Source organism: Pseudarthrobacter niigatensis (assembly GCF_030812615.1).
Lineage (GTDB): Bacteria > Actinomycetota > Actinomycetes > Actinomycetales > Micrococcaceae > Arthrobacter > Arthrobacter niigatensis.
Map to the genome: position 1 here is coordinate 49927 of NZ_JAUSTB010000004.1, position 26274 is coordinate 76200.

A 26274-nucleotide genomic window follows, 5' to 3' on the forward strand; every position below is an offset into this window, starting at 1 on the left:
CGTGGCACGACCGATCACTTTGTTCACCGGCCAGTGGGCCGACCTGCCCTTCGAAGAAGTGGCCCGCCTCGCCGGCGAGTGGGGCTACGACGGACTGGAGATCGCCTGCTGGGGTGACCACCTGGATCCCTGGCGCTGGGATGACGACGCCTACGTGCAGGGCAAGCTGGACATCCTCGAACGCAACGGCCTGAAGGTGTGGACCATTTCCAACCATCTCAAGGGCCAGGCAGTGTGCGATGACCCGATCGACGAACGGCACCGGGGCATCCTTCCGGACGTGGTGTGGGGCGACGGCGATCCGGAGGGCGTCCGCCGGCGCGCCGCGGAGGAATTGAAGAACACCGCAAGGCTGGCTGCGAAGCTAGGCGTGAAGACGGTGACGGGCTTTACGGGATCGTCCATCTGGAAGTACGTTGCCATGTTCCCGCCGGCCACGGAGAAGATGGTCGACGCCGGCTACCAGGACTTTGCCGACCGGTGGAACCCGATCCTCGACGTCTTTGACGAGGTGGGCGTCCGGTTTGCCCATGAGGTGCACCCGTCGGAGATTGCCTACGACTATTGGACAACCCGGCGCACCCTGGAGGCGATCGGCCACCGGGAAGCCTTCGGGTTGAACTGGGACCCGAGCCACATGGTCTGGCAGGACATTGATCCCGTGGGATTCCTGTGGGACTTCCAGGACCGCATTTACCACGTGCACTGCAAGGACACGAAGAAGCGGCTGGTCAACGGACGCAACGGCCGGCTGTCGTCCCACCTGCCGTGGGCCGACCCGCGCCGCGGCTGGGATTTCATCTCCACCGGCCACGGCGATGTGCCCTGGGAGGACGCGTTCCGGATGCTCAATTCGATCGGCTACCGCGGACCGCTCTCAGTGGAATGGGAGGACGCAGGCATGGACCGGTTGGACGGCGCTCCCGAAGCGCTTGAGTTTGTCCGCAGGCTTTCCGGCTACGAGCCATCTGCGGCCGCGTTCGACGCCGCCTTCAGCACCAAATAGCAACGCCAACACAACGGCCGGCCCGGAAGATTCCGGGCCGGCCGTTATGTTTGGCTACCAGGCTCAAACGCCCGTGGACAGCGCCGCTTCCGCCAGGGCCAGGTGCCGCCGCGTCATCTCGGTGGGATCGTCCTGCAGCCACTCGTGGCCGCCCCACTCGCTGGTCAGCGTGCCGGTGAAGCTGCTCCGGCTGAGCAGGGCGGCAACGTCCCGCAGCGGCTGCGAAACCCGCCCGCCGTCGTCGTGCAGGTCCCAGAACTTCAGGTGGAAGGCCCCCACCAAGGGCATGATGCCCCGCAGGTCCGCAGCCTCGCTGCGGCCGAAACGGATCAACAGGTTCATGTAGAGGGTGTGGATCCGCGGCGGCACCTGCCCCGACCGGAGCAGGGCCGTGACGGCGTCGAGGGTGGCGGGATCCAGCCAGTCGTGTTCCAGCCGTGCCAGGAGGTCCGCGGGGATGCCGCCTCGGCGAAGTTCCTCGAGGTAGGTGGGGGGAAGGGCGGGCATGAGCATGCTGATGTCCACGAGCACCCGCACGTGGTCATCCGCCAGCGCGGCGATCGCCTCCAGTGCAGGGTCGACGCCGGGGCTCCCCGGAGCCTGCCGCCCTTGGATTTCCTCGTACAACACCATGTCCAGCCGGTGCAGCAGCGGTTGCAGCAGGGTAAGCAGCTCTGGCCCTGCCTGGCCGATCGGCAGGCGCACTCCGTGGGCTCCCACCCGGTGCGCAGCCTGCAGTTGGGGCACCAGGAAGTCCAGCCGCTCCTTCTGGGACCGTCTGGTGCCGGGGGAGGTGAAGTCGTCCAGGCTCGCCCCGACAATGCTGATGCGGGCCCCTTTCGCGGCCAGGGATTCCCGGAGGGCGTCCACCTCATCGTCCTGCGGAGCGGGAAAGGACCGCCACACGAGCCCCGGTTCGAGCTCCACCGTCCGCACCGAGTCCGCAATGCCGGAAACGATGTCCCTGGCCGTCCGCCGGGCGGCCACGATGTCGGGCACCCAATTGAATGAGCTGGCGCAGAGGGTCCAGCCGCCGGGAATTTCGTTAGCCATGGCTCCCTTTCCTTTTATGCACTTAACTGACAAACTTATGTCAGTTTTAGGATAAAGGAAGGGTGTTGGATTGGAAACCGCTTTGCGTGACGATGCGCTGACCGCCGTTCCCGCCGGTTTCGAGCTCCGGCTCGGTTTGCCGTGGATCCGTTCGATGCCGCTCTCCAGTGTGGCGGGCCTGGCTGTGGAGGTGGATGGAGTGCCGGTTGCGGCGGGCCTGGTGTCGGTGGTGCTCGGTGCCAGGCGCGTGCCTGCCGATGCCTTGCAAGCAGAGTCCGGCTGGTGGTTCATCCAGGACAGGCTTGTCCTGGCGTTCCCGCAGGAAATCTCCGCCGGCGCGCACGCCGTCGCTGTCGATTTCACCCTGATGGTGCCGTACCTCCAGGCACCATCAGGGTCTGCGCTGGTACTCCCGTTCCACGTTGAGGCCCGGCTGGCTGTACGTCCGGCCGTGGTGCCGGGCATCTCCCGCGACGTGGCGTGAGCGGCGCTGCCGGACGGGAATGCCAGGTCAGGCCGGCACTGCCGTGCGTTCGGGGGATGGCCGGCCTTCGGCAAACCAGCGCGGGAAGGTGACATCGAACAACTGCTCGCGTGCAAGCTCGGCTCCGCCGCGCAGTGGTTCGCGCTCGTCGTTCACGGACAACGTGATGGTGAGGTCGCGGGTGGCGAGGGGCAGTGACAGCTCATACACGCGTTGCCGAACCTCGGCCAGGAACACCTCGCCCGCAGAGGCAATGGCACCGCCGATGACAATGACTCCCGGGTTGAACATGTTGACCAGGGCTGAAATGGTCTCGCCGGCTACATGGGCGGACTTCTGGACGAGCGAGATGGCGAGCGAATCGCCGGCCTGTGCCGCGAGCGTGATGTCCTCCAGCGTCAGCGCCCGCTCTTTCGCCCGGCCGGCCAGGGAAGTGGTGGCGCCTTCCTTGATGGCGTGCTCTGCGTCCCGCACCAGGGCCCATCCGCCGGCCACAGCTTCGAGGCATCCGACCTTGCCGCAGCGGCACTGCTCGTTGGAGTCGGAGACCCGGACGTGGCCGATGTCCCCGGCAGCGCCGTTGGCACCACGATGTATACGGCCCTTGGACAGCAGGCCGGAGCCGACGCCCGAGCCGATCTTGCAGTAGATCAGGTCCGTGAGCATGTCGCGACGGCGGGCCCGCTCACCAAGCGCCAGCAGGTTGGAGTCGTTATCCACCCATACCGGCGCGTTGAAGCGTTCCTCGAAGGGCGTCCGGACGTCGTAGCCGTTCCACCCGGGCATGATCGGCGGAGCGACGGGCTGTCCCGTGGCGAAGTCCACCGGTCCCGGCAGGCCAACCACGACGCCCCATACCGGCACGGGAGGGTGATCTTTGAGCACGTCCTCAACAAGGGACATGACGGCATCGATCGTCTTCTCCGGTCCCTGGGCGATGTCCCAGCTGCGGTGTGCGTGGTCAATGATGTCGCCGTCGAGCGCCGCGAAGCCCACCCTGATGTGTGCCGCGCCGAGGGCGCAGATGACAATCCGCCCCTGTTCCGAGCGAAAGCGGAGGGTCCGCGGCGCGCGGCCTCCGGACGAGGCCCCGAAATCGCCGTCACCCAGGAATCCGATCGCGATGGCCTGGTCCACCCGCTGGCTCACGACGCCCCGGCCCAGCCCGGTAACCTTGCCGATTTCCGGCCGGGTGGTCGCCTCGCCTGTCCGCACCAGGTTGACGATCCGCAGCAGGCTGGTCACTTCGTCCGTTTGTGCTCCGAAACGGAGGGTGGAGTCTGTCGTCATGGCACCAATTCTCACACATGGCACGCGACTAAGGCGCGAAATCAGATCAACTATGGCTAAAACTTCGCCGACTTATGAATAATAGAGACATAAGAAGGAGGCGACGATGCCTTGGAGAATAGGGATACTCGGAGCGGGGCCCGGCGTTGCGGCCCTTCATTTGCCGGTGTTGCGCGGGCTCCCGGACCTGTTTGATGTGGTGCATCTCGCCGATGCCGGAAGTGGCCGTTCCCGGGATCTTGCTGAACCGTGTGGTGCGCGCTGGTCCAGCGGGGATGGGGAGCTGCTGGCAGACCCGGCGGTGCAAGTGGTGGCTGTCTGCAGCCCGCCGTCAGAACACGCCCGCCATATCCTGGCGGCAGTGGCGGCCGGCAAGCGGGCCATCTTCTGCGAAAAACCCCTGGCCACCACCAGGCAAGATGCCAGCCGAGCCATCGATGCCTGCCGCGCGGCCGGCGCCATCCTCCTGGTGGGAACAAACCACGTGTTTGATGCCGCCTGGGGCCGCGCCAGGCACCACCTTGCTGCGCTCGACGGCGGGGTGCGGGCCGTATCGGTCACTTTGGCGCTTCCGCCCAACGACAGGTACCACCGGCTCGTGGCGGAAGGCGCCCCGTTCCAGGCTGCAGCCCACGGCCGCCCGGACCTGGGCCGCCCGGAGATTGCGGCAGGAGTCCTGCGGCAACTGCTGATCGGGCTGGCCATCCATGACCTGCCTGCGGTCAGGGGCATCGCGCCGGGCATCGACGAGGTTGTCTATGCACAGCTCGCCCCGCCCATCGGTTACCTGGTGGGGTACCGGGCAGGCAGTGTCCTGGTCCAACTCGCCCTCACCATGCTTCCGGAAGGCCCCGACGCCCTCTGGCGCATGGCCATTGCCACCTCCCATGACCGGATCGAGGTCAACTTCCCGCCGGCCTTCGTCCACGCGGGAAGCGCCGTCATCAGCGCACGCGCGGACGATGGGCAGCGGACCGAGTACGGGAGGGATCCCGTGGACGGCTATGTGGCTGAGTGGCGCGCCCTGGCATCGTGCCTTGAGGCCAAGGTCCCGGTGGAGTACGACGAACTGCTGGCTGACGCGCACTACGCAATCGACCTGGCTTCCCGCCAGTGCCAGGCTGGCGGATGACGTGTGCGGTGCTGTTGCCGTCATCCCCGGCTCCGGCAACTGGTGGGCCGGGCTGCTGGATGCCCGGGACCAGGGAGCGGCGGCGGTGGTGATCGCGGATCCCGAGGCCCTGCCCCGGGAGGTCTTCGCAGCGGGGACCTGGTCCGGAGGTATCCCGGTGGTCGTCGAACGCCCCGGCCTCCGCGCCGACATGGTGGCGGACGCGGTCCGGGCGCGGCGCGGGACGCTGCCGAGGGTGGTTACCGTGGAGTGCGCCGCCCCCGCAGCGCTCCTGGATGCCGTGATCCGTGACGGCCTCGGCTGGGTCCGGTCCCTGGCGGGTTCCCGGCTGACCTTCCGGGTGGGGATGGCGGCCGCGCAGGGCATCATGGCACTGCTGGATTCGCCGGTGGCCGGCGGAAGCCGCCTTTCGTCCACCGTGGTAGGCACCGTCCTCGAAGGGCCCGCCGCGGGCGGCTTGCTCCAGGTCCTGGCCTTGGGCGAGGTCAGGACGGAGGTTGCCATTGACCATGCTGCCGGCCGGGTCAAGCTGGAGACCTCGACGGTGGAGGGGGCGCTGAGGGCGCCGGAGCGCTACGAGGCTCCGGCCCGGCTGGCCTTGCGCCGCGCCATCGAAGCCGCCTCGAGCGGCAGGGAGCTGGCTGACCTGCAGGAATTGCTGGAAGACCAACGGCTGGCCCACGAGGTGGCAAGCGCGCGGGCCGCCCAGTGACTCCGTCGATTCCGTGCAATCTTTTGTTGTTTTTAGACTTAAGTGGTTGTAGGGTGGGGAGTGGCGCCGGGGTCCCGTCCGGACCCGTTCCCCGTCGTGTTGGTGCGCCGGGGGCACACCACGTCGCGTCGACGGTCCGATCGTTCGGACAGACCACTATGCAACTATCACCTGTAAAACTTCGCCTCCTCACTACCTCCCTGCTCACCGTCTCGTTCCTCGGGGCACTGGACCACACGGTGGTCTCCACATCCCTTGCCACCATTTCCGGAGAGCTGGGTGCACTGCAGCTGATGAGCTGGGTGGTGGTGGGCTACACCCTGGCCAGCACCGTGCTGCTGCCCGTGCTCGGCAGGCTCGGCGATGTCCTCGGCGCCCGGCGGATCTTCCTCGTTTCCCTGGTGATGTTCCTGGCCGCATCCCTCGCCTGCGGTTTTGCCACGGACATCGCGTGGCTCATTGCCGCCCGTGTCCTCCAGGGCATGAGCTCGGCGGGCCTGCAGCTGATGTCGCAGACCATCATCGCCCGCGTCACCACGCAGCGTGAACGGCCCCGCTACATGGCAATCATCGGTGCGGCTTTTCCCATCGCCATCCTGGTGGGCCCGGTGGTGGGCGGTGCCATCACCGATTACTGGGGCTGGCAGTGGGTCTTCTGGATCAACATCCCGGTAGGCGCCGCCGCGTTCGCCCTGGCACTGGTGGCCGTTCCCCACCTGGAACCGGGCCCGGCACCCCGGCACTTCGACATCGCCGGCTCAGCCGTCTTCACCTCCGCGCTGGTGGCGCTTGTCCTTGCCGCCTCCTGGGCCGCGGAAAGGGACGGCGGTCCTGCGGCCGGAAGCGCGCTCGCGGCCAGCATCGCGGGCTTTATCGCCTTTTTCCTGATCGAGCGGCGGGCACCTGAGCCCATCATTCCGCTGCACTTCTTCGCCAACCGCACCATTGCTGCCGGTACGGCGCTCTCGGCGATCATCGGCGTCGGCTTCTTCTCCATCACCGCCTACCTGCCCACCTACTTCCAGATGGCCTACCGGACCTCGGCTACGGTGTCCGGCCTGGTTCCCATCGCCACCGTCTTCGGCATGCTGATCAGCAACCTCCTCACGGGCTGGCTGGCCAGCCGCACCGGGCGTTACCGGATCTTCCCGGTCGGCGGTACGGTGCTGGGAGCCGTGGCCCTGCTGGTGATGGCGCTCCTCCCGGCCGGCCTCCAGCTGTGGGCGCCCATGATCGTGATGGGTGCTGTGGGCCTGGGCACCGGCGCGTTCATGAGCCTCATTGTGGCCGTGGTCCAGGGCGCCGTCCCCGCAGGCCAGACCGGTACCATCACCGCAACCATCAACCTGGTCCGGCAGGTGGGATCAACCGTGGCGACGGCGGTCATCGGCGGCGTCATCGGCTCCGGGGTGGCGGCCTTCCTGCCGGCAGGGCTGGACGCCTCCACCCTCACCCCGCAGCAGGTTCACCAAGCGCCACCGGCGGTCCAGGCCGACGTCGCCCAGATCTACTCGTCGGTCTTCACACCCATCTTCATTGCCCTTGCCTGCGCCTACGCCCTGGGCATCCTGGCGGCAGTCCTGCTCCCGCACGGCCGCCTGTCCGACGAACCCGTCCCCGCCCACGCACCTTCCGAAACCCTTCCGGCCTGATCTCAAAGGAGACATCATGTCCAACCCCACCATTGCCGTCGTCGGCAGCGGACCCATCGGTTCCACCTACGCCCGCCTGTTGCTGGAGCAGGTCCCCAACGCCCGGGTGGTGATGTTCGAAGCCGGCCCGCAGCTGACAGCCGTCCCCGGCGAGAGCGTCCGGAACATCCCGGACCCGGCAGAGAAAGCACGCGCCCGGGAAATGTCGCAGGGACCGCAGGCCGGGGCGTTCCGGGAGTCCCTCGGCATCCCGGCAGCAACAGTGGCCGAGGGCATGTTCACCGCGCGCCAGGGCACCCACCTGCTGGACTTCGGCGGAACAGGCTCAGCCCATGCGCCGTCCTTCCCGGCGGCGGCTGCCGCCACCAACGTGGGCGGCCAGGGCGCGCACTGGACCTGCGCGACGCCGTCGCCCGCGTTCAGCGAAAAGATCCCTTTCATCGCCGACGACGAGTGGGACGGGCTGATTGAGGAGGCTAAGGGTCTCCTGCACGTCCACAGCGCCGCGTTCGCGGATTCCAAGGTCGGGGAAGCCATCCGCCGCTTGCTGGACGGGGAGTTCGGGGCGGAACTGCCCGAGGGCTACGGTGTGGGCACGCTTCCGGTGGCCGGGGACCCGCAGCCGGACGGGTCGGTGCGCTGGGCGGGGGCAGACGTCGTCCTTGGGCCCTTGGCGGATAAAACGAGCCTGCTCTCCCAACGGTTCGAACTCCGCGACCTGACCCTGGTGCGCCGCGTGGAACTGGACGGGCACCGCATCACCGGCGTCACCGTCCAGGACCTGCGCACCGGCGATGAGTCCTTCGTTCCCGCTGACGTGGTGGTGGTGGCGGCCGACGCCTTCCGCTCCCCGCAGCTCCTGTGGGCCTCCGGCGTCAGGCCCAGGGCCCTGGGCCACTACCTGACCGAACACCCCGTGGTGATCTCCACTGTCGCCCTGGACGCCGACAAAATGAAGCAGTTTGCCACCGAGGAAGACCTCGACGCCGAACTGGCCCGGCGTGCCCAGAACCCGGCGGACCCGGTGGCGGCCGTGAACCGCATCCCGTTCTCCGAACCGGAGCACCCATTCTCCGTCCAGGTGATGTACTCCGAGTCGACACCCTTCCCCATGGCGCCGGGCACCCCGTACTCCGACAACCGGTGGGGCTACGTGAACATGGGCTACGGCATGCGCAAGCATCCCCGCTACGAGGATGCGGTCACCTTCGATGAGGACGAGCAGGACTACCGCGGCTTCCCGAACATGACCATCGAGTACGCCCTCACCGAGCGGGAGGAAAAGGAAATCGCGGAGGCCACCGAGCGGCTCCGCCGTGCCGGAAAGGCGCTGGGCGTCTTTGTGGCGGAACCCCGGCTCATGCCCAACGGCTCCAGCCTGCACTACCAAGGCACCATGCGGATGGGGGAGACCGACGACGGTACCTCGGTCGCTGATCCATGGTCCAGGGTGTGGGGCTACGAGAACCTGCTGGTGGGCGGGAACGCGCTCATCCCGACGGCCACGGCCATGAACCCCACGCTGATGAGCGTGGCCATCGCCGTCCGCGGGGCACGGAAGATCGCGACGGAGCTTTCATAGACCAGGAGCATCCACGGTGCGGCGGCGCCCGGCCTGCACCGCCGCACCGGCAGGGCATGGATAACCTGTGGGTATGAAGAACCTGGACCTGAACCTGCTGCCCCACCTGCAGGTCCTGCTGGAGTTGCGGAACATCACCAGGGCCGCGGAGCGGCTCCAGCTCAGCCAACCCGCTACGAGTGCCGCGATGGCCAGGCTGAGACGCCATTTCGACGACGAGCTCCTGGTCCGCAACGGCCGCACCTACGACCTCACGCCCTTCGCGCAGTCCCTGGTGCCCTTGGTTGACGAGGCAATGCTGCACATCCAGCGCGCCACCCGGATCCGATCCGGTTTTGATCCTGCCACCAGCGAGCGTGAGTTCGTCATCGCGGCGTCCGACTACGCCGCAGCGCTGATTGTGGGTCCGCTGCGCGGGATCCTTCGGGATGAGGCCCCGGGTGTGTCCGTCGATTTCGTTCCCACCACCGGCTTCCAGGGCCAGTTGGCGGACTATGCAAAGATCGACCTGCTCGTGGGACCCACCGGCTACCGGATGCAGGGCCTGAGCAAGCAGGTGTTCCGGGACAGCTTCGTGGCGGTCGTCGACGCCGGCAACCCGCTGCTGCAGCAGCCCCGCCTGGCCCTCGACGACCTCGCCACGGTGCCTCACGCCGTCGGCTACTTCGGCGAGGGGATCAGCACGCCGGCGGACAGGCTGTTCGAGGCACGCGGCATACAACGCCGGGTGGCCGCAGTGGTGGCGGGGTTCCTGTCCCTCCCGCTGCTGGTGGAGGGAACAGACCTGGTGGCCCTGGTGCCCGGGATGCTCGCGGCACGGGCCCAGCGGGGAGCCAACATCGCTGTCCTCCGGCTTGACGGCGACGCGGAGGCATCGCTGGTGGAAGCCATGTACTGGCACCCGTCGCAGGCCGAAGACCCCGCCAGCGTGTGGCTGCGCTCGGTGGTCCAGCGTTCCTGCTCCCGGCTGGAAGAGCTGTTTCCAGCCACCACGCATCCGCTCATTATCCACGCGGCAGATACCACCTAGACCCGGAACGCCGTTCCCGGCACGGACCTTCCCTGCGACAGTCTTAAGGAAAGACCCTCCGGAAGGAACCTCCATGCCCGTTTCCACCCAGCGCCTGGCCGGCAAGACCGCCGTCATCACCGGAACGGCCAGCGGCCAGGGCAGGGCCGCGGCGCTCGCGTTCGCTGCGGCGGGTGCCGTGGTGGTGGGCTGCGACATGGATGACGACGGCGCCGCGGCCACGGTTGCGGCGGTCACCGCCGGCGGCGGGCATATGAGCAGTGCACGGGTGGACCTGACCGACGAGGCAGCGGTGGCTGCCTGGGCATCAGGCGTCGCAGCGCAGCACGGCCAGGTCCACATCCTGTACGCCAACGCCGCCGTCACCCGGTTCGCCCCCGTCGAGGAGCTCACGTACGCCGACTGGAAGTGGAACGTTGAACACGAAATGGACGTGGTGTTCCTGCCGGTGAAGTACTTCTGGCCGCAGCTGATCCAGGCGCATAACGCGGCCATCGTGTTGGTGGGTTCCACGGCAGGCGTCACCGGGTCCATGACCAACGGCCGGCTGGCACACACCGCCGCCAAGGGCGCAGTGGTGGCCATGACCAAGCAGTTGGCTGCCGAAGGGGCGCCGCATGGGCTGCGCGTGAACGCCGTCAGCCCTGGAATGATCCGCACCGCTGCCACAGAGGGCAACCTCCTCGCTGCCGACCACCCCATGCGGACCATCGCCGGCAGCATCCCGCTGGGGCGGATCGGCGCACCCGAGGAAGTGGCCAGGTGCGCGCTGTTCCTGGCCTCCGATGAAGCGTCCTACGTCACGGGGGCCAACCTGATGGTCGACGGCGGGTGGTCGGCGGTATTGCCCGGCTGACCTTCCCTGCCTGGCGGGGGGGAGTCACCGCAAGGCGTCGGAGATGGACTTGGCCCCACCATGCGCTGACTGGCCACCGTCCACCGGGATTTCCGCGCCGGTCACAAAGGAGGAGAGGGGGCTGAGCAGGAAGAGCACGACCCCCGCCACTTCCTCCACGCATCCCGTGCGGCCGAGCGGGGTTTCGGCCACAGTGGCCTGCCGGAACTCCGGCTTGGCGCCCGCCGTCATGGGGGTCTCGATGAAGCCGGGATGGACCGTGTTCACCCGGATGCCGCGGGGTCCCAGCTCCATGGCTGCTACCTGGGAGAGCCCCCTGAGGGCCCATTTGCTGGCGGTGTAGGCCACCGGGTAATGCGCCGTGAGTCCCGCCACGGAACCGACGTTGACAATCGATGCCCCGCTGCCCATCAGGGGAGCCAGCGCCTGGATGCCCAGCATGCTACCGGCCACATTCACCTCATGGACCTTCAGCAGGTCTGCCACTGACGCGTCCAGCAGCCTGCTGCGCTGCGTGATGCCGGCATTGTTGACGAGTCCGTTTACCTGCCACCCCTGGGACCGGATCCACCCGGCAAGTCCCGCCCACGCGGAATCATCGCTGACGTCCAGCTGCCGGTACAGCAACTGCCCGGCATGGCCTGAGGCTGCCCCGGCCGGCCCGGCCGGCATGTCAGGCGCCAGGTCGGTGGCGATAACCCGCGCGCCGGCTTCCGCGAGCATCCGGGCTTCGGCTGCACCCTGCCCCTGGGCCGCGCCGGTCACCACCACCGTCCGGCTCTCGAGCTGAAGCGAAACCACCCTAGATTCCGGAAGGAGCAGCAGCGGCAACACGGTTCCGCGGCCGGGTGCGGGCCCGGACCAATGTCACGGCCTCGCGCCGGTCACCGACAGTGTTTTCGATGGTGCCGATGCCCTCCACGGTCATCCGGACCACGTCGCCGGTCTTGAGGGGCGGGGGAGTCTGGGCGCCGTTACGCCCCCACAGCTCGGCCAGGCAGCCGCTCCCGCAGGTGCCTGAGCCCAGCACGTCGCCAGGGCGCACCACAGAGTCCTGGGAGGCGTAGGCCACCAGCTCGGCGAATGGCCAGCCCATGTTGGAGAGTAGGTCCTGGCCTATCTGTTCTCCGTTGACGTGCACGGACATGGAGACGGGCAGGAACCCCTCGGCATCGTGCCGGTCCTCGAATTCGTCGGCGGTGACGATCCAGGGTCCCAGCGTGTTGGCAAAGTCCTTGCCTTTGCACGGACCCAGGCTGACCTTCATTTCCCGGCGCTGGAGGTCCCGGGCGGACCAATCGTTGAGTACGGTGTAGCCAAAGATGTGCCGGTGCGCTTCTTCTGCGGTCAGGTTCCGCCCGTCGCTGCCGGGAACGCGGCCGACGACGGCTGCCACCTCTGTTTCGAAGTCCAGGTCCGTGCAGCCGGCCGGAATGCCAATCACCTCGCCGGTCCCGGTCACCGTGTGCGGGTTGGTGAAGTAGAACGTGGGCGCCTCATACCACTCGGGAACCACACCGGCCACGCCGTCGATGCTCTTCCGGACGCCTTCCACGTGCTCCTCGAACGCCACGAAGTCGCGGATGGTGGCAGGCGCCAGCGGGGCGAGCAGCTGCACGTCCGCCAAGGGAACGGCAGGACCGTACCCAATGGTGTGCCGGGAAATATCCAGCGCCTTGTCCAGTCCGGCGTCGAGCAGCGTCTGCACGTCCTGGCCCTGGGGCAGGACGTAGCACGTGCCGCCGTCAACAAAGCCGGACTGCGTCCCGCCGTCGTGGTTCCAACGGGCGATCTTGACCATGAATCTGTTCCTTAGGCTGGGTGCCTGGCGGTGCGGACTGAAGCGGGCGTAATGCCCAGCGCTGCGGCGTTTCCGGCCAGTACGCTGGCCCGGTGGTCCGACGGGAGCTGTGCTTCAACGACCTCCGCCACGGGCTGGTCCGAGCCCATGTCGAACGGGTAGTCCGAGCCGAGCAGCACCTGCCCGGGGCCTGCCGCGGCCACAAGCGCCCGCAGCTCGGCCGCGCTGTGCACCAGCGAGTCGAAGTAGAGCCTCTTCAGGTAGGACGACGGCGGCTCGGCGCACCCGTGCGCCTCGGGCCGGACCCGCCAGGCATGATCGGAGCGGCCCAGGGTGGTGGGCAGGTAGCCGCCCCCGTGCGCCGCCAGGACCTTGAGGCTAGGGTGGCGGTCCAGGACGCCGCTGAAGACCAGGTGGGACAGGGCCACGGCGTTTTCGGCGGGCTGGGAGACGGTGTTGGCCAGGTAGAACCGGTCCAGCCGCTCATCCAGGGAGCAGCCGAACGGGTGCAGGAACACCAGCGCGCCCAGCTCCTCCGCCCGGGACCAGAAGGCCTCCAGCCGTGGGTCCGAGAGCTCAACCGTGCCGCGCTCCGGGTCCCCGGGGGTGGCGGCGAAGGAGCCGATCTCGACGCCCAGCAGGCCGCACTCCAGCACAGCGTGGTTCAGGGCTTCGACCATCAGGCCGGGGTGCTGGAGCGGGACCAGACCCAGCCCGTTGAGCCGTTCCGGGGCCCGGTCCACGAAGTCACGGACTGCCTGGTTGGCCTGCTTTGCCAGCTCCAGCGCCAGTTCCTCGCCCGCGAAGTAGTAAAAGTGCGACGGCGACGGCGAGACGAGCTGCACGTCCACGCCCTGGGCGTCCATATCGGCAAGCCGGCGGTCCAGGTCCGTCAGCTGCAGCCACCGTTCCTTGATCATCCTGCCTGATGCCGCCATCGACTCAGGTCCGTTGCGCCGCACTTCCAGGGACTGCTGGGCGCCGAAGCCGTCGGGGTCGGCTTCTGCCACCAGTTGCTGGAGGGCAGGAAGCAGGATGTGGGCGTGGACGTCCACCGTGGGATTACCGTCGGAGCCGGTGCTCATGCCGGCTCCTTCAGCATCACCGAGAGGCCGTGCATCAGGCCCGGTACGTCGGCGTCCCGGACGCCGTCAAGCATCCACTGGCCCAGCTGGACGGAGGCGTTGACTACTGCCGTGGCCCGCTCCAGCCGGCGGTCGGTGAACTCCTTGAACAGGGTTTCGGTGACGTGGTCGGCGTCGATCAGCAGTTCGGCCAGGACGGCGGCGTCCTCCAGCGCCATGGCCGCGCCCTGCGCCACCGTGGGCGGGCAGCTGTGCGCGGCATCGCCAATGATGACGGTGCGGCCGCGGTTCCACGGACCGTCGACGAGGTGGGTGGTGAACCACGTGTAGTTGATGCGGGCGCTGTGGTCCAGGTTGGCGCGGATTTCGTTCCACGGCCCGCCGTAGGCTGCGGCGAGTTCAGCCATGATGCGGGGGCCGTCCTCGTGCTTGCGTTCCTGGGCCTTCTCCACCAGGTAGGCGTAGATGGTGTCCGGGCCGGTGGGGCAGTAGCCGGCGATGAAGCAGGGGCCGCCGTAGGTCAGGTCGGTGCGGACCACCTCCTCCGGCCGCGGCACGAAGGCGCGCCAGATGCCCATGCCGGTGGACTTGGGCTCGACGTCGATGCCGATGGCCTTGCGGACCGCGGAGTGCAGGCCGTCGGCGCCAATCAGGAGGTCGTAGGACGCGGTGCCGCCGTCGGCGGTGCTGACGGTGACGGACGCGCCGTCGTCCGCTATTCCCGTGACTGTCTTCCCGTAGCTGATCCGGGCCCCCGCCCGTTCCGCCCGTTCACGGAGGATGGCCGTCAGGTCCGGACGGTACATGCCCATGGTGGCGGGGAGGTCGTCGCCGCCGGTGCGGATGTCTTCGAGGACCGCAAGGACGGTGCCTGCCGGGTCCGGGGCCCGCAGGCCCAGGGTGCTGAAGCCGTAACCCTTTGCCTCCACCTGGTCCCAGACACCGAGCCGGCGGAGGATCCGGAGGGCGTTTCCCTGCAGCGTGATGCCGGATCCCAGGGTCTGCGGGGCGTCTGCCCTTTCCAGGACTTCCACCTGGATTCCGGCGTCAGCCAGGAGGATGGCGGCGGCCAGCCCGGCTGCACCTGCCCCCACGATTCCGACGTTCTGTACTGCTGCCATCGCTGACTCCTTTGTATTGACGGCGATCCTGCTGGTGGTTTGTTGTAGTGAAAGCTACCTGACGGCGATCGGGTTGACCGGCGATCCCACGGCACCGGTAATGGGGAGTGGTGCTGCGGTCAGCAGGAAGTCGTACCTGCTGTCCGCCGCGCATGCCTCCGCCAATGCGTCCGGGTCCCACATCTCGCCCAGGAACAGGCCCAGGTTGGGGATGGCGATCTGGTGGAGTGGCTGGAAGGCGCCGTCGAACTCGTTCGGCCGGACCTCGAAACCCCAGGTGTCCGTGGCGATCCCGGCGATCTCGCTGCGGTGCAGCCAGGGCGCCGTGCTGAAGGACAGTCCGGGGGCGGAGCCGCCGGCATAGTCGCCCCAGCCGTCGCGGCTCACCCGGGTGTATTGCCCGGTACGGATCACCACGATGTCTCCGCGCCGCACTTCGGAGCTGGGCCCTTGGAGTTCGATGGTCTGCGCGAGGTGCTCGGGGGTGATGGCGAACCCGTCCGGCAGTTCGCCGTCGTTCCGTCCCAGTCCGGGACCGAGCGCGCGCCCGACGTCGAGCAGGACACCGCGGGTGACGATCTTCGCCGCGGCGGTCTCGATGCCGGTCACCAGGTCGCCTTCAGAGGTGACCACGTCGCCGGCGGACCGGCCGTTCCAGGCCTTGCCCCGGTCGAAGATGTGTCCCAGTCCGTCCCACTGCGTGGAGCACTGCAGCGGCATGGCGATCACGTCGTCGGCGCCGCCGAAGCCGTGCGGGAAGCCCTGGTTGCCGCGCTCGGCGTCAACGCCCGTGTCCGTCATGGTGTGGACGGGATTCGTGCGGCGGCGCCAGCCTTTCTGCGGGCCGTTGGTATCGAAGGGCTGGGAGAGTGAGAATGCCTCGCCGGTCTTCACCAGCGCCGCAGCCTCGAGGCGCTTGGCGGCGTCGATGAAGTTCAGGGTGCCCAGGACGTCATCCTGGCCCCAGCGGCCCCAGTTGTTGTGGGCAGCTGCCATGGCGCGGATGCTGCCGAGCGGATCTTCACGCCGGATAACCGGGGAATCGGTTGATTCCCCGGTGCCGGTTGCGGTGTCCTGGGTGGTCACTGCTTGCTGCTTTCGGTGGCGGGTTCGTCCTTGCAGAGGATGCGCTGGGTGCCCAGTCCGGTGATGGTGCCTTCCATGACGTCGCCGTCCTGGAGGAGCCGGCCCCAGTGCTGGCCGTTGCCGGCCGGGCTGCCGGTGAGGACCAGGTCGCCCGGGCGCAGCGGCATGATCTGGGAGGCTTCGCTGACCAGCTTGGCCACGCCGAAGATCATGTCGGACGTGGATTCGTCCTGCATGGCCTTCCCGTTGAGCTTGAGCGTCACCTGGACGTCCTGGGGGTCGCCGAAGAATTTGGCGGGCACCAGCAGCGGGCCGGTGGGCAGGAAGCCGGGAGCGTTCTTGGCGCGGTACCAGTCCGAGCCGATAGCGGGCATGTCCTTGCGGAAGACGTACTCGCGGGTGGTGATGTCGTTGACCATGGTGTAGCCAAAGACATGGTCCAGCGCTTCTTCGGGGGTGACCCGGAACGCCGTCTTCCCGATCACGGCCGCCAGTTCCAGCTCCCAGTCGTGGGACTTCGAGTAGGACGGGAGGGTGAGGTCATCGGTGGCGGACGCGACCGCCGTCGGAAGGCCGATGAAGAAGTACGGCGTGCCCTGGCCCGCGCGCTTGTCCATCATGGCTGCCGTCGCGGCACGCACCTCTTCCGCGTCTTCGCCCGGTTCGCGGTGCGCCACGGCGAGGTCGACCACGTGCTTGCGGTAGTTCGCCCCGGTCTGGAGGATCTGGGCGGGCTCCACGGGAGCCAGGATTTCGACGTCGGCGGCCGCGAAGCCGGTGCCACCACCCGCGGAGGCGGCGAGGGCATCCAGTTGGGCTTCGGTGGTGTCCCAGTGCTCGATCAGGGAGTTGATGTCCCCGTCCAGCGGCAGGACACGGTCAGCGACCAGCAGGCCCGCGCGGGCCTTGCTGTCCCCGGCCTCCTGGAACCGGACGAGTGTGTACTGTGCGTCTGCCATGGTGTCAGCCCCGGCCGTGCTTGGCGTAGGGGTTCAGGAGGGCTTCCTTCATTTCGGGAGAGGCGCCTTCCTCGGTGGCGGTGAAGCCTTCGGCCGGCGGGAAGGACTCGGTCATCGAATGCGGCATGGCGCCGTTCTTGTAGAAGTTGTTGGAGCCTTCGGACGGCTTCCAGGTGTTGGCCTCCCAGTCCGGGACGTAGTTCCGGTAGCCGCCGGAGTTCAGCTCGACGCGCAGCCCTGACGGCTCACGGAAGTACAGGAAATTCTGCTCGCCCACGCCGTGGATGGAGGGGCCGTACTCCATCGGGGTGCCGTGCTCCATCATGACGTCCGCGGTGCGGAGCAGGTCCTCGGTGGTGTCCACCCAAAAGGCGATGTGGTTGACGCGGCCGGGGCGGCCGGAGGTGTCAGCCACCACGCCCAGGTCGTGGGACTTTTCATTGGTGGTGAGGACGGAAAAGACCGTGATGGGGGCTTCGTCCAGGTCCACGAAGGCCATGACGCGGAATCCGAGGGCCTCGTTGTACCACTTGGCGAAGCCGCGCACATCGGAGCAGGCCACCGTGACGTGGTCCAGGAAACGAGGGGCTGCCGCGTGGTTGCTGCGGCGCTCCGGGCGGTCCGGGTAGGTCGACTCGAACCCCGCCTCGGCCACGAACCTGTCCACCTCGTAAAAGAGGCGCATGTGGTGGCCATAGGGGCCGGTGAACTCGTAGGCCTTGCCGAAGCCATGGCCACCGGCGGTCCAGGTGCCCTGCACCCCGGTCGCTTCGATGCGCTGGGCCGCGGATTCGAGCGCTTCCTGCGAGTTGGTACGCCATGCCATCCGGCCCAGCGAGGCTTCGGGGCCTTCGGTGATAACCAGGCTGTAGCGGTAGTAATCGCCCCAGCAGCGGAGGTAGACGTTGCCGTCCGCGCGGTCGATGATGCGCATGCCGAACTTGTCCTCGTAGAACCGGGCCGAGGCTTCAACGTCCGGGCTGGTGATCTCGAGGTGGGCAAGATGGGAGAGGGGAGTTTCCACGGTGAAGTCCTTTGGTTACTGGCTGCGGGTCGGTCGGTGCAGGTCCTGTAACCACTGTGAAGTACTTCATATATTTGGGGAAGACAAGCTTTTCGATATCAACTATTCGCCGCATTTATAGATAGTGAGACGCTAGAGCTGCGGGACGCACGGTCCGCTGCCCAGCAGGGCAAGCCCCGCGCGGTCACCGGCAGCGAAGTCCCTGACGCCCATGTTCTCGGCGTACATCAGTTGGGTCGGATCATTGACGTGGTCCAGGCCCAGCACGTGTCCGAGCTCGTGCATGATGATGGCGCGCACCTCGGCCGCGCCGTCCGGCCTGCCGGCGATGATGCCGGCAAGGTCAGGGGCATCAAGGCGCACCTGCCCTGCTTCGAGGACCAGCGGGTGGCCGGCGACCTCCACGTAGGCGCTCCCGCCGAGGCCGGCCACATTCCCTGCAAGGCCGGGGGTCTCAACAGGCGTCGACCAGGCAATGAGAAGCGGCACCCACCGCTTTCCGTAGCGGTCCGGCTGGAAGGCCGAACGGTCATCCGACGGCGCTTCCGTCGTCGGTCCGTCGTCGACAAACTGGAGCCCTGAGGCCTGGGAGACTGCTGCCACAGCCTCCCGGATCAGGACGTCGCCACCTGGCAGCGCGTTGTCCGGACGGACAACGTAATGAACCGGGCGGCACGGGTCGTAGGCGATGACGGGCTGGGTTGCTCTCGGCGACTCCTGCAGCACAAAGGCCGTGGAGCCTGTGCTTGCCGGCGGCGTGCCCAAGGGCGCCGAAGCGGCTTCGTATCCCGGCGGCGGCATTTTCGCCCCCGGCAAATAGGGGGCCACGACCGGAAGAACCAAGCGGTCGAAGAGCGCCGGTGAAAAGTACAAGCAGACAACCAGGACGATCCCCAGCACGGTCTTGAACTGCATCGACCGTTGTGGCCGCCCTCGCTTCCTTGACCAGGCCCGGGACGTCTTCCGTCGAGGCCGGGGAGGCCCGGCGCGCCACGGAGGAGGTGTTTCCGCCGTGCCGAATGCCTCATCGATGGCCCATTGCGGGATCCGTCCGCTGGGGGAACGCCGAACATTGGGTGGGGCAAGTTCGCCGGGGATGTCCGGCCTCGACCTGCTGCTCTTCCCGTAACCATGCATTGGCATCCCCCCCGGCTCCCGCGGCCCGCCACGGGCCAACCTCCATAGCCTAGTGGCGTGCTCCCGAGCCTCAGCGCCGGAAATGCACAGGATTTCCGCAGGAATCGATTGCTCCGTGCCTGCCGTTCTGACGGCCCAAAACGGCAGGTACGGAGCAGTCGACGATGCTTATTCCTTGCCGAGCCCGGCGGCGGAGGTCTTCCCGTCCGAGACGCTGTTGAGGGCCCGCAGGTCGAAGATGCCGTTGATGTCCGCCTGCTTGGTGGTTCCGGCAGTCACGCCGTCGGCCAGGAGCTTCTGGTAGGTTCCAGCGAGCGGGTCCACGGTGAACACGATGTTCTTCAGTGAACGGTCGATGACGTCGGCCTTCAGTTCGGCGCCGGCGGCTTCCTTCAGTGCTGCATTGATGACGGTGGCCTTGTCGGAGGCTGAAGCGCTGTTCAGCCAATCGACCGACTTCACATGCCCCTTCAGGAGTGCCTTGACGGTGTCCGGGTGGTCGGCGGCGAACTTCTGGTTCACGATCAGGATGGTGGTGGGGAACTCGCCCGGCTTGCCGGACAGCTTGCCATCCCACAGGTCCTTTTCATCGACCAGGACCTTCGCTCCGGCGGTCAGCACCAGCCGTGACGCCCATGGTTCAGGCAACCACGCGCCGTCGAGCTTGCCGTCCTGGAACAGCTTCAGAGTCTGGGCGTTCTCGGTGGGGTTGATGGCCACGTCCCCGCTGCCGTCCACGTTGGTCTTGTAGCCCTGGGTGGCAAGCCACGCACGCAGGGCCACGTCCTGCGTCCCGCCGAGCTGCGGCGACGCGAGGGTCTTGCCCAACAGGTCTGCGGCAGAGGTGATTTCCGGCTTGACCACCAGCTGTGCTCCACCGGCGGCGGCGCCGGCGATGATGTTGACGGATTCGCCCTGGCTCTTCACGAAGGAGTTGATGGCCGGGTTCGGCCCGATGTAGGTGGCGTCGATGGCGCCGGCGTTCAGCGCTTCGATGGCGGCGGGTCCGGCGTTGAACACCTGGGTGCTGAGCTTGGTGCTGCCCAGTTCATCGGCGATGAATCCCTTGCTGACCCCCACCAGGGCCGGGGCGTGGGTGACATTGCCAAAGTAGCCAAGCTTCAGCTCGGCCGCCGGGTTGCCTGTGGGCGCCACGTCGGCTGCTGGTGCAGTGCTGCCGTTGTTGACGGCGGACGCGACGGCGGCACCCCCGCCGATCAGGGCCAGGACGGCTGCGGCGATGCCGATTTTCAGGCCGAGCGGGCGTGTGGATCCCGCTGCCTGCCCGGCAACGATGCGGGTTGTACTTTGCTGGTTCTGCGAATTCTTGTCCTGCTGGTCGGCCATGGGAACTCCTCTGCTGGGGCGGATGCTGAGTCGAGATTACGAATGGCCCGGCCGTCCCACAATCAATCCCGTAGCGGGGGTTCACGGGGCGACCCGGATGCGTAATGCAGCGTCGCGGAGGGTCAAGAAACGTCCCGGAACGTCTTATCCGCCGCCCCTCGGATGCGAGGTGATGAGACACGTTCCCATTTCCATTTGGTATGCCGTTTCCAGCTGGCCCTTCCTGAAATATGGTGATAACCATCACGTCATATGGGCGTGAAGAACAGATGTGGCATGGGGGCCCGGAGCGAGAGGCAGGGGTGGATTCCTTACGGCCGGCTTTTGGTGCAGCGCCGGCTTGAACAATCAGCAATTCGAACGAAAAACAATGTAGGAGATTCTCATGTTGCTTTGGATCGCTATTATCATCGCCGTTCTCTGGCTCCTCGGCCTGCTCGCAAATATCGGCGGCGGCCTCATCCACATCCTTTTGGTCATCGCAGTGGTCGTCCTCATCTTCCACTTCATTCAAAACAGGTCCCGGGCCTAGCGCGCGAACAGGTTCCGCCGCCCGCCCCCGGCCGGCGGCGGAAAACCGGGCCTCATGCCGCCTTGACCACGGGGAGCTCGTCCCAATGCGTGGTGTACCGGGGCGAGCGCATGCCACGCTTCATGGACCAGTCCAGGCCCGATTTGATTCCCGCATGTCCCAGCCCGATTGAGCCGCGCCCGAAGCGATGGCTCACATATTCCAACAGGGATCCGATGCCGCGCTCCTCGTGCCGGTTCTCGAACGGCTCCAGCGGTGGCTGGTTGCCGGTGGGCCGAAGGTCGGTGAGCATCAGGCCCGCCTTGGCGTACTTCAGCCCTTCCCTGATGTTTGGCAGCAGTGCGTGCGCCGCCCGGGTGAGCAGGAGCGGGTCCGCGGTGGGCATGGGCAGCGGGACGCACACCGACGGATAGGCCTGCTCGTTGTCCCGGAAGGGCGAGGTGGCAGCGAAGGCCGTCAGGACCTTTGCCTGCAGGCCGTGCTTGGACAGCCTGGCGCTGGCCTGCTGCCCGTAAACGCTGAACACCTCCCGGAGCCCGGCGGCTGTTGTTACCGGAGTGGCGAAGGAGCGGGAAAAAATCAGCTGGTCCCGGCCGATGCGCTCTTCCTCCATGGGGATGCAGGGCGTGCCCCGCAGTTCCAGGACGGTGCGCATCAGCACCACCGAGAACTTGTCCCTGATCATGACCGGATCCGCACTGACAAGGTCCTGGACCGTGAAGATTCCCAGCACGTTGAGCCGTCTGGTCAACCGGCCGGCAATGCCCCAGATCTCGTCCACAGGCAACCGGGTCATCAGGAGTTCCCGGACGTCAGCCGGTACCGCCTCCCAGAGGCAGACGCCGCCGAAAGCGGGATTGTTCTTGGCCCATTTGTTGCAGAGTTTGGCCAGGGTCTTGGTGGGGGCGATGCCCACGCAGACCGGCACCCCGACATGCCGCCGCACCGCCTCTTTCATCCGGCGGCCCAGGACCAGGAGGTCGTCCGGGCCGCCCTTCACGCCCAGGAAGGCCTCGTCGATGCTGTATACCTCCAACCATGCCGAATACCTGCCCAGCAGTTCCATGACCCGTGAGCTGATGTCCCCGTACAGCTCGTAATTGCTGGACTTGGCCACCAGGCCCCACTCCTTGGCCCTCGGTGCGAGCTTGAACCACGGTTCGCCGGTGGCGATGCCAAGGGCCTTCGCCTCGGGGGAGCGTGTCACCGCACAGCCGTCGTTGTTGGACAGCACCACCAGGGGTCGGCCTTCCAGCGAGGGGTCGAAGGCGCGCTCGGCGGAGGCGTAGAAGCAGTTGACGTCCACGTGCGCGATCTGCGGCATCTGCCGCATGGGGACTGGTTTAGGCACCGCTCCCCCTAGACATGATGCAGGCACCGGGTGGCCACGCCCCAGATGGTGAGCTCGGACAGTGCGGGTACGCGGATGTCCGGGTACTTTGGGTTCTCCGCCTGCAGCACCACGCCGGTGCCGGTGATGCGCAGGCGTTTGACCGTCAGTTCCCCGTCCAGCACCGCGATCACCACGGACCCGTCCTTGGGTTCAAGAGCGCGGTTGACGATCAGCTCGTCGCCATCGCTGATGCCTGCTCCTTCCATGGAATCCCCGGTCACGCGGACCACGAAGGTGCTGGTGATGTCCTTGATCAGGTGGGCATTCAGGTCGATCCGCCCGTCGAAATAGTCTTGGGCGGGCGACGGAAAACCGGCTGCGACCGCCACTGGCGAGATCAGCACCGAGAACAACGAGGCACCCGCATCTACCACGCGGGGACCGACAATAACGCCCACAACACACCTTTATTCGAAAATATGTTCGATAGTTTCAGTGTAGCCCCGGCGACTGACATCGGGCACCCGGCGGAGTCGTCTGAACCAGGGGCGCTTCCAGCCTGGGGCAACCGGCCGGACGACGCCGGCCAAACCCCACGTAGACTTGCAGGATGCGGTTGGTTGCAAGCGATATTGACGGAACGATCCTCGGACACGACGGAAAAATCAGCGACCGCACCATCCGGGCCTTCCACGCCTGCCGTGACGCCGGCGTCGAACTGGTGTTTGTCACCGGCCGGCCGCCCCGCTGGCTGCACCCGCTCGAAGAGCAGCTGGGCCACACCGGCCGCGTGATCTGCTCCAACGGCGCCGTGGTCTGGGACCTTGAAGCGGACCGCCTGGTCTCCGCGCGCACCCTCGCGATCGACACCGTCATGGAAGCCCGGCGTATCATCAAGGCGCTCCGCCCGGCCGCGCTGTTTGCCGCGGAAACACTCGCCGGTTTCCACCTGGAGCCGGGATTCATCGAAAACGAATCCAGCGAACTCCTCGCCGAGTTCACCCCCGCCCCACTGCGGGACACACTCACCGAAAGGGACGCCGTGGTCAAATTTCTCGCCATCGTCCGCGAAGGCACCCCGGACGACTTCCTCGCCGAGGTGGCACCCGCCGTCGGACATCTGGCCGCCACCACCCACTCCTCACCGGGCGTTGCCATGCTGGAACTGTCCCTGCCGGGCGTTAACAAGGCCGTCACCCTTGCTGAATACGCCGCCGCACTGGGCATCGACGCCGCCGACGTCGTGGCCTTCGGCGACATGCCCAACGACATTGAGATGCTCCGCTGGGCCGGCCACGGCTACGCGATGGCCAGCGGCCATCCGGAGGCCATCCGCGCGGCGGGGCAGCAGGCGCCGCATTTTGACGACGACGGCGTGGCCCAGGTCCTGGAGGCGCGGCTCGCCGCCCTGGGCGTCCAGTTTTCCTGACCCCGCCGGGCGGCCCTGGCACCCCCAACTTCACAGCTCGCGCTCACCTGGCGTTTACCTTCCCGCCGTAGCGTGAAGCGTGGAGAGCAGGCACCCTCCCGCCGGCTCGATAAGGGGGCAACCATGGCAAGAAACGTCAGGCAGCACGCAGCCGACGCGCCGCTGCGCAAAGCAACGCCCGCTCCGCACTGGAAGCAGCTGCGCCAGGGGGACCGGGTCCGGGTCCAGTTCGCTCCCGGGTTTGAGGCGGGTGGCGTGGTGGACACCATCACGGCGGACCACACCGCGGTCTGGGTCCACCTCGACGCCGGCCGCGGGCGGACCCTGCTGCACTGCGGCGATGGCGTGGACATCGTTCCCTGCGGCGAGACGGGCTGCCTGGACTGACGGCGGGTTCCACCCGTGAACGCTGGAGGTAGGCTCGCAGTGTGAGCCTGCCTTTCTTTGAGCACCCTGACGACGCCGGGCGGCAGCTTCCCATCGGGATGGCACACCGGGGATTCTCGGCTGAGGGCCTGGAAAACTCGATGGCCGCGTTCCGCGCCGGCGTCGAACTCGGTTTCCGGTACCTCGAAACGGACGTGCACACCACCGCGGACGGCGTGCTGCTGCTGTTCCATGATGAAACCCTGGACCGCGTCACCGACGGCAAGGGCAGGGTGGCTGAACTCCCCGCTGCGGACGTGGCCAAGGCCCGGATCAACGGCCGGGAACCCATCCCCACATTCGAGGAACTGGTTTCCCAGCTTCCTGACGCGCGGCTGAACCTGGACGTGAAGGACTGGAGTTCAGTCCGGAGCACTGCTGCCGCGATCGAGCGGCACCAGGTACACCACCGCGTGCTGGTCACAAGCTTCTCGGACCGGCGGAGGCGGGCGGTACTCAAGCTGCTCAGCCAGCCGGTGGCCTCCTCCGCCGGGGTGGCCTCGAATGCCTTGTTCACACTGCTGGGTCCCATGCTTCCCCGGCCGGTATTCCACCGGCTGATGCGCAGGGTCCTCCGGGACGTGCACGCCTTGCAGGTGCCCGTCCGCTACGGGCGGGTTCCCGTTGTCACCCCGGGCTTCATCCGGCGCGCGCATGACCTGGACCTGGTGGTGCACGTGTGGACCATCAACGATGCGGGCGAAATGCACCGCCTTCTCCAGCTGGGCGTGGACGGCATTGTGACGGACCGGGCGGACCTGCTCCGCGACGTGCTGCGCGCCCGCGGCCAGTGGCCCACCGGACCCGGGGATGATGGGCCGCCGGCGTCCGCCGGCTAGGCCGTGTCCTCTTCGGTGGGTGCCTTCTGCTGCCCGGCCTCCATCGCATTTGCGGGGGAGTGCCGCCGGGAGAGACGCCGCCGGCGGAGGGCCAGATGAGCAGGGACCGGGGCCACTCCGAATAACGCCCGGACCGTCAGCGGGGCGGTGGGCCTAACGCCCGCTGCCCCACCTGCCCTGAAGTGGTTTCAGGAAGACTCAGCTCGCCGGGGAACGGCCCGTGGTTCCGACTGGCCCGCCAGCTGGCGCTCCAGTCCGTCCACGTCGAGGCGCGTATTCCAGCTGGCCCAGTCCTTGGGCCGCACCGACGGCCGGCCCAGCAGGTACCCCTGCCCGGCACTGATGCCCAGCTCGGTGAGGACCTTGAGCTCACCCACGGTTTCGATGCCCTCGGCCACCAGGGTGATGCCGATCTGGTCGGTGAAGTCCACCAGGCAGGCAGCCAGTGCCCGCTGCAGTCCATCCTTGTCGACGTCGCCGATCACGTTCCGGCCCACCTTGAGGAAGTCGGGCTTCAGGTGGATCATGCGGCTCAGCGCGCCAGCTCCCGTGTGGGTGTCATCGACCGCGATGCGCAGCCCTTTTTCCCGCAGCGGATTGATGGCGGACAGGAACTGCAGGTACTCCTCTTCCGGAATGTCCTCGGTCAGTTCCAGGACCACCCGGTGGATGGGAAGATCGATGTGGTCGAACAGTTCCGGCAGCCGCGGATCCATGCAGGACGTGGGCGAAATGTTGAGGGACACGTACAGGTTCCCGGGCAGGTCCCGGGCGGCCGCCGCAGCGGATCCCAGGGCCGAGAACTCCAGGTTGGCACCCAGGCCCACGGCGGCGGCCTCGGCAAACCACAATTCGGCGGCCGCGCCGTCATCGCTGACGAACCGGGAGAGCGCTTCGGCGCCCACCACCGCTTTTCCTGCCAGCCCGTAGATCGGCTGGAAGGCGGTCATCAGCATCTGGTTTTCGAGCAGCGCGCTGATCCGGGAGGTACTGCGGATCGCGTCAAGCTGTTCCGCGAAATGAGGCGGAAGCGCCGGCGGCGTGAGGCGCATCTCCCTTGCAGTATCCAGGGTTTCCACCATGTTGGCGTCGCTGCGCCGGGTCTCGAGGAGATACTCCAGCAGGGCCCGCTCGGGCACGCCGGGATTCTCATCGAGGCTGTTGCTCAGCCGCTGCCGGACCGCGGCTCCCGCAGGATCCGTATCCGCCAGCACGGCGGCGATAATTCCCCATGCCTGTACCCGAACCGACATTAGCAACGCCCCCAGTTGACGAAGTAATGACCCGATGGCCCAAAAATTTTCAAATGTCCAAACGCCTTATAAAAGAACGGTGCTGCCAACCTGATTTTCGAGGCG

The 26274-nt window shown here is 67.2% G+C and carries 27 protein-coding genes; 13 read left to right on the forward strand and 14 right to left on the reverse strand.

Annotation, left to right across the window (positions count from 1 at the left end; genetic code table 11):
* Position 1: 1 nt before the first annotated feature.
* Positions 2-1006: a sugar phosphate isomerase/epimerase family protein gene (locus J2T23_RS07355; protein WP_109044129.1), complete on the forward strand. Its 1005-nt coding sequence runs from the start codon at positions 2-4 to the stop codon at positions 1004-1006.
* Positions 1007-1069: 63 nt separating this feature from the next.
* Here the strand turns inward: J2T23_RS07355 and J2T23_RS07360 are convergent, their stop codons facing one another.
* The gene (locus J2T23_RS07360) at positions 1070-2059 is read right to left on the reverse strand and encodes an apurinic/apyrimidinic endonuclease family protein (protein ID WP_307358545.1); all 990 of its coding nucleotides are present in this window, start codon (positions 2057-2059) and stop codon (positions 1070-1072) included.
* 70 nt (positions 2060-2129) lie between these two features.
* On the opposite strand from J2T23_RS07360, the gene J2T23_RS07365 reads away from it, so the two are divergent.
* Positions 2130-2543 (forward strand): C-glycoside deglycosidase beta subunit domain-containing protein, encoded by a 414-nt coding sequence (locus tag J2T23_RS07365; protein WP_141182943.1) that lies wholly within the window; start codon positions 2130-2132, stop codon positions 2541-2543.
* Positions 2544-2570: 27 nt separating this feature from the next.
* Here the strand turns inward: J2T23_RS07365 and J2T23_RS07370 are convergent, their stop codons facing one another.
* Positions 2571-3833 (reverse strand): ROK family protein, encoded by a 1263-nt coding sequence (locus tag J2T23_RS07370; protein WP_141158667.1) that lies wholly within the window; start codon positions 3831-3833, stop codon positions 2571-2573.
* Positions 3834-3939: 106 nt separating this feature from the next.
* Between J2T23_RS07370 and J2T23_RS07375 the strand changes: the two genes are divergently transcribed.
* From J2T23_RS07375 to J2T23_RS07400, 6 genes are all read left to right on the forward strand, one after another.
* On the forward strand, positions 3940-4965 hold the full coding sequence (locus J2T23_RS07375; RefSeq protein ID WP_307358551.1) for a Gfo/Idh/MocA family protein: 1026 nt from the start codon (positions 3940-3942) through the stop codon (positions 4963-4965).
* A 1-nt stretch (position 4966) separates the two neighbouring features.
* Entirely contained in the window at positions 4967-5677 is a 711-nt protein-coding gene (locus tag J2T23_RS07380) for a hypothetical protein (protein ID WP_307358553.1), read from the forward strand.
* A gap of 158 nt (positions 5678-5835) precedes the next feature.
* Positions 5836-7329, forward strand: a complete 1494-nt coding sequence (locus J2T23_RS07385) for an MFS transporter (RefSeq protein WP_307358556.1) — start codon at positions 5836-5838, stop codon at positions 7327-7329.
* Between the two features lie 16 nt (positions 7330-7345).
* Positions 7346-8911: a GMC oxidoreductase gene (locus J2T23_RS07390; RefSeq protein ID WP_307358558.1), complete on the forward strand. Its 1566-nt coding sequence runs from the start codon at positions 7346-7348 to the stop codon at positions 8909-8911.
* A 73-nt stretch (positions 8912-8984) separates the two neighbouring features.
* Positions 8985-9941, forward strand: a complete 957-nt coding sequence (locus J2T23_RS07395) for a LysR family transcriptional regulator (RefSeq protein WP_307358560.1) — start codon at positions 8985-8987, stop codon at positions 9939-9941.
* 73 nt (positions 9942-10014) lie between these two features.
* A complete protein-coding gene (locus tag J2T23_RS07400) occupies positions 10015-10797 on the forward strand; it encodes an SDR family NAD(P)-dependent oxidoreductase (RefSeq protein WP_307358562.1) in 783 nt (260 codons plus the stop codon).
* Positions 10798-10821: 24 nt separating this feature from the next.
* On the opposite strand, the gene J2T23_RS07405 is transcribed toward J2T23_RS07400, so the two are convergent.
* The 9 genes from J2T23_RS07405 to J2T23_RS07445 all read right to left on the reverse strand — a co-directional run bounded on the left by J2T23_RS07405 (position 10822) and on the right by J2T23_RS07445 (position 20357).
* Entirely contained in the window at positions 10822-11598 is a 777-nt protein-coding gene (locus J2T23_RS07405) for an SDR family NAD(P)-dependent oxidoreductase (protein WP_307358564.1), read from the reverse strand.
* Between the two features lies 1 nt (position 11599).
* Positions 11600-12598, reverse strand: a complete 999-nt coding sequence (locus J2T23_RS07410) for a fumarylacetoacetate hydrolase family protein (RefSeq protein WP_307358566.1) — start codon at positions 12596-12598, stop codon at positions 11600-11602.
* An 11-nt stretch (positions 12599-12609) separates the two neighbouring features.
* Positions 12610-13683 (reverse strand): amidohydrolase family protein, encoded by a 1074-nt coding sequence (locus J2T23_RS07415; protein ID WP_307358568.1) that lies wholly within the window; start codon positions 13681-13683, stop codon positions 12610-12612.
* On the reverse strand, positions 13680-14804 hold the full coding sequence (locus J2T23_RS07420) for an FAD-dependent monooxygenase (protein WP_307358571.1): 1125 nt from the start codon (positions 14802-14804) through the stop codon (positions 13680-13682). The genes J2T23_RS07415 and J2T23_RS07420 overlap by 4 nt, the downstream gene beginning before the upstream one ends.
* A 54-nt stretch (positions 14805-14858) precedes the next feature.
* Complete coding sequence (locus J2T23_RS07425) at positions 14859-15890, reverse strand: cyclase family protein (protein WP_307358573.1); 1032 nt, start codon at positions 15888-15890, stop codon at positions 14859-14861.
* A complete protein-coding gene (locus tag J2T23_RS07430) occupies positions 15887-16849 on the reverse strand; it encodes a fumarylacetoacetate hydrolase family protein (protein WP_307358575.1) in 963 nt (320 codons plus the stop codon). The genes J2T23_RS07425 and J2T23_RS07430 overlap by 4 nt, the downstream gene beginning before the upstream one ends.
* A 4-nt stretch (positions 16850-16853) precedes the next feature.
* A complete protein-coding gene (locus J2T23_RS07435) occupies positions 16854-17873 on the reverse strand; it encodes a VOC family protein (RefSeq protein ID WP_307358577.1) in 1020 nt (339 codons plus the stop codon).
* 132 nt (positions 17874-18005) lie between these two features.
* A complete protein-coding gene (locus J2T23_RS07440) occupies positions 18006-18788 on the reverse strand; it encodes a matrixin family metalloprotease (protein ID WP_246857324.1) in 783 nt (260 codons plus the stop codon).
* Between the two features lie 390 nt (positions 18789-19178).
* Positions 19179-20357: an ABC transporter substrate-binding protein gene (locus J2T23_RS07445; protein ID WP_307358579.1), complete on the reverse strand. Its 1179-nt coding sequence runs from the start codon at positions 20355-20357 to the stop codon at positions 19179-19181.
* A gap of 385 nt (positions 20358-20742) precedes the next feature.
* On the opposite strand from J2T23_RS07445, the gene J2T23_RS07450 reads away from it, so the two are divergent.
* Entirely contained in the window at positions 20743-20889 is a 147-nt protein-coding gene (locus J2T23_RS07450) for a lmo0937 family membrane protein (protein WP_141158652.1), read from the forward strand.
* Positions 20890-20941: 52 nt separating this feature from the next.
* Here J2T23_RS07450 and J2T23_RS07455 read toward each other — a convergent pair whose 3' ends face one another.
* Both J2T23_RS07455 and J2T23_RS07460 read right to left on the reverse strand, forming a co-directional pair.
* Complete coding sequence (locus J2T23_RS07455) at positions 20942-22222, reverse strand: Y-family DNA polymerase (protein ID WP_307359030.1); 1281 nt, start codon at positions 22220-22222, stop codon at positions 20942-20944.
* 26 nt (positions 22223-22248) lie between these two features.
* A complete protein-coding gene (locus tag J2T23_RS07460; protein WP_141158651.1) occupies positions 22249-22680 on the reverse strand; it encodes a LexA family protein in 432 nt (143 codons plus the stop codon).
* 152 nt (positions 22681-22832) lie between these two features.
* Between J2T23_RS07460 and J2T23_RS07465 the strand changes: the two genes are divergently transcribed.
* The 4 genes from J2T23_RS07465 (at position 22833) to J2T23_RS07480 (ending at position 25041) form a co-directional block, all read left to right on the forward strand.
* Complete coding sequence (locus J2T23_RS07465) at positions 22833-23651, forward strand: HAD family hydrolase (protein ID WP_307358583.1); 819 nt, start codon at positions 22833-22835, stop codon at positions 23649-23651.
* A 123-nt stretch (positions 23652-23774) separates the two neighbouring features.
* On the forward strand, positions 23775-24038 hold the full coding sequence (locus J2T23_RS07470) for a hypothetical protein (protein WP_141182959.1): 264 nt from the start codon (positions 23775-23777) through the stop codon (positions 24036-24038).
* Positions 24039-24079: 41 nt separating this feature from the next.
* Complete coding sequence (locus tag J2T23_RS07475; RefSeq protein WP_370871421.1) at positions 24080-24916, forward strand: glycerophosphodiester phosphodiesterase family protein; 837 nt, start codon at positions 24080-24082, stop codon at positions 24914-24916.
* Positions 24917-24963: 47 nt separating this feature from the next.
* Complete coding sequence (locus J2T23_RS07480; RefSeq protein WP_307359035.1) at positions 24964-25041, forward strand: DUF6480 family protein; 78 nt, start codon at positions 24964-24966, stop codon at positions 25039-25041.
* 63 nt (positions 25042-25104) lie between these two features.
* Here the strand turns inward: J2T23_RS07480 and J2T23_RS07485 are convergent, their stop codons facing one another.
* Positions 25105-26169, reverse strand: coding sequence for an EAL domain-containing protein (locus J2T23_RS07485; protein ID WP_246839809.1), 1065 nt, complete (start codon positions 26167-26169; stop codon positions 25105-25107).
* Positions 26170-26274: the final 105 nt, after the last annotated feature.